Origin of the sequence: Bradyrhizobium sp. 142, assembly GCF_023074015.1 — a bacterium.
Lineage (GTDB): Bacteria > Pseudomonadota > Alphaproteobacteria > Rhizobiales > Xanthobacteraceae > Bradyrhizobium.
The window spans coordinates 1-3,277 of the sequence record NZ_JADPKQ010000210.1; the positions used below are offsets into that span (position 1 = coordinate 1).

Genomic DNA, 3,277 nt, shown 5'->3' on the forward strand with positions numbered 1-3,277 from the left:
GCACGTGATAGCTCCAGTTGCGAACATGCTTGAGGATCAACAACCGCAACACCACCTCGGCCGGCGCGCCCAGCCGACCACGACTGCGGCTCTTGTGCGGCTCTTGGGATGTCGTCTCGCCAGCGCCTCGTACACTGCACCGACGATCTGTTCATCCGCCAGAACCCGGTCAGCATGGGTCATCCAACCTTCGCGAAGATCGCTCACTTCCCCGGCGATCAAGCCGTCGCCGAAGCTCAGTTGCGCTCTGCGCATCTCAATCACGTTTCTTCCTCCCCCGCGGCACCGCCGCATCAGGGCGCAACAGGTCGTGATTGAACGCGCAGATCGCCTCGATCGCGTCTTTCAGCTTCTGGTAATTCTCCAGCCAGCGGCGCACCTCGGCAACGCGCTCACGCCGCACACTGAACTGGCGCACGCGTCCACCCGCATAGCTCACCGTCAGGACATGCACCTGGTGCCCTTCGCCGCGCGCGCATTTCGGGCAGCCGCTCTTGTGACGAACGGTGCGCTCCAGCAACGAACCGCGCAGCAGTTCGCCGGTGACCGGCAGCTTGCCGACAAGCTTCTCACGCGTTTGAAGGGCTCGCTTACGAATCATTCAATTCATAAGAATGAATCAATGCTGCCGCTTCAAGTCAACGCCAATCCGTTCGACCTTGCAGTTTTCGCCACACCAAGCGATTCTGGCTGCCTCACAAGGCCGCCGAATTTTGCGCCGGAAAGTAGCTAGAACCGTCCCCCAAATGCGCATTCGATGATAGACGGTAAGGTGCAGAACGCGACTGCGATGTAGGCTGAGTGGGCGGCGGCGATCAAGGTGAGACCTTAGCGACAATCAGGATGAGACTGCGCCGATGGGGGCGGACCGAAGGGAGGGCGTAGCCCGACCGAAGGACCGTCCCCATCGGCGTCGCGCTTTTCGGACCCGTCTGGCGGCCGGGTGCGGCTGGTGCAAGCTGTTGATTCGTCTCGACAAGAGGGAATCGACGCCTTGCCTGGCCTTCACATCACCGATCACCAGATGAGGCTGTACATGAACTACCGACTGACATTGTCCCCCGAGGCCGCCGCGGCCAAGGCGGGGTTCTCGAAAGCGAGCGCGTATCGGATCGAGGACGATTTGCGCCTGCCATCGCAGAAGAAGGTGCCGAGGGGCCGGCGACGGTCCGATCCGCTCGTGCCCTATTGGGACGCCGAGATCGTCCCGATCCTGAAGGCTGCGCCCGGCATCCGCGTGATCGGCGTGCTGGACGAGCTGCGCCGACGGCATCCCGACCTTAACCCCAACATCCGACGCACGCTGGAGCGACGCATCAATGCCTGGCGGGCGCTCAATGGCCCCGAACAGGACGTGATCTTCCGCCAGGAGCACGAGCCCGGCCGTCTGGGTCTGTCCGACTTTACCGATACGAGCGCGCTCGGCATTGTCATCGCGGGTGAGGCGCTCGATCACCGGCTCTATCACTTCCGGCTGGCGTTCTCCGGCTTCGAGCATGCCCATGTCGTGCTCGGCGGCGAAAGCTTCGTCGCCCTGGCAGAGGGCTTGCAGAACGCCCTGTGGGCGCTCGGCGGCGTGCCGCGGGAGCATCGCAGCGACAGCCTGTCGGCAGCATTCCGCAATCTGGCGGCCGACGCGCGCGAGGATCTGACACGGCGCTACGCCGCATTGATGGGCCACTACGGCATGGCACCAACGCGCAACAATGCGGGCATCGCACACGAGAACGGTTCGATCGAGAGTGCGCACGGTCATCTCAAACGAGCGCTGGCGGATGCGCTGTTGCTACGGGGCACGCGCGACTTTGCCAGTCTCGACGCCTACCGGGCTTTTGTCGACGAGATTGTCGGCCGGCGCAACGCCAACCTCGCCAAGCGGATCGCGCTCGAGAAGGAAGCACTGGCGCCACTGCCGAAAGGCCGCACGACCGACTTCGAGGAGAAGGTGATCCCGGTGACGTCGTCAGGCGGCTTCATCCTGCGGCGCGTATTCTACACCGTGCCTTCAAGATTGATTGGCCATCGCCTGCGTGTACGCATCTTCGACGACCGGCTCGAATGCTTCCTCGGCGTCACGCCGGTCGTGACGCTGCGCCGCGGGCGGCCTGTGTCGGGAGCCAGGGCGGGCACGTCGTCGATTATCGGCACGTCATCCATGCCCTGCGCCGCAAGCCGATGGCGCTCGTCAGCCTCGTCTATCGCGATCAACTCTTCCCGCGCACGGCTTACAAACGTCTGTTCGAGACCATGCGGGAACATGGTGATGACCGGCGCGCCTGTAAGGTGACGGTCGAGCTTCTGGCGCTGGCCCACGAGCGAGCCTGCGAAGCTGAGCTCGCCGAGGTGATCGCGATGGATCTGGATGCCGGACGGTTACCCGATCTTGCTGCACTGCGCGACCGCTTCCGACCCGAGGCGGCCTCGATCCCGAGTGTCGCCGTCAAGCTGGCGTCGCTCGAGGTCTACGATGAGTTGGCCTCGGTCAGCATCGTGTCGGCCCGCTCGAATCTGGGAGAAGCAGCATGACCAGCATAGCGACCTCAATCGATGCCGCCCGCGTCGAGTTGCTGCTCAATGAGCTGCGCCTGCCCGGCGTCAAGGCGATCTGGCCAAAGCTCGCCGCCCAGTCGGACAAGGAAGGATGGCCTGCCGCCCGCTTCCTCGCGGCCCTTGCCGAGCACGAGGCTGCGGATCGCACCCGCCGTCGCATCGAGCGGCACATGGCGGAAGCGCGTTTGCCTGCCGGCAAGACGCTCGCCACCTTCGACTTCGAGAGCGTGCCGATGCTGTCAAAGGCACAGGCGATGGCGCTCGCCGCCGGCGACGTCTGGTTGAAGACGGGCGCCAATCTGCTGCTGTTCGGTCCACCCGGCGGAGGCAAGACCCATCTCGGCGCAGCGATCGGCCGGGCTCTCGTCGAGAACGGTTGGCGCGTTCTCTTCGCACGCACCACCGATCTGGTGCAGCGGCTGCAGGTGGCTCGGCGCGAACTGGCGCTGGAGTCCGCGATCGCCAAACTCGATCGCTACGACCTCCTGATCCTCGACGACATCACATATGTGAGCAAGGATCAGGCGGAGACCAGCGTATTGTTCGAGCTGATCGCCGCCCGCTATGAGCGACGCTCGCTACTGATCACCGCCAATCAGCCGTTCGGCGAGTGGGGGCGTATCTTCCCCGAGCCGATGACTTCATGATGCCTCCTTCTTCGAACGCTTGGTGCGTCGTACCCGATTGCGAAGCTGACGGATTTGGTCGTCTGAGAGCTCGATCTGCC

Annotated in this window: 1 protein-coding gene and 3 pseudogenes; 2 read left to right on the plus strand and 2 right to left on the minus strand. The window is 64.0% G+C overall.

The window, feature by feature from the left end:
* A pseudogene (locus tag IVA82_RS19375) lies at positions 1 to 255 on the minus strand (ISNCY family transposase); the annotation flags it as partial.
* A gap of 1 nt (position 256) precedes the next feature.
* Positions 257 to 601: a DUF6788 family protein gene (locus IVA82_RS19380; protein WP_247383763.1), complete on the minus strand. Its 345-nt coding sequence runs from the start codon at positions 599 to 601 to the stop codon at positions 257 to 259.
* A gap of 423 nt (positions 602 to 1,024) precedes the next feature.
* Between IVA82_RS19380 and istA the strand changes: the two are divergent.
* Together istA and istB are read left to right on the plus strand one after the other, a co-directional pair.
* A pseudogene (istA, locus tag IVA82_RS19385) lies at positions 1,025 to 2,526 on the plus strand (IS21 family transposase).
* Positions 2,523 to 3,185: pseudogene (istB, locus tag IVA82_RS19390) on the plus strand (IS21-like element helper ATPase IstB); the annotation flags it as partial. The pseudogenes istA and istB, both read left to right, overlap by 4 nt.
* Between the last annotated feature and the right edge of the window lie 92 nt (positions 3,186 to 3,277).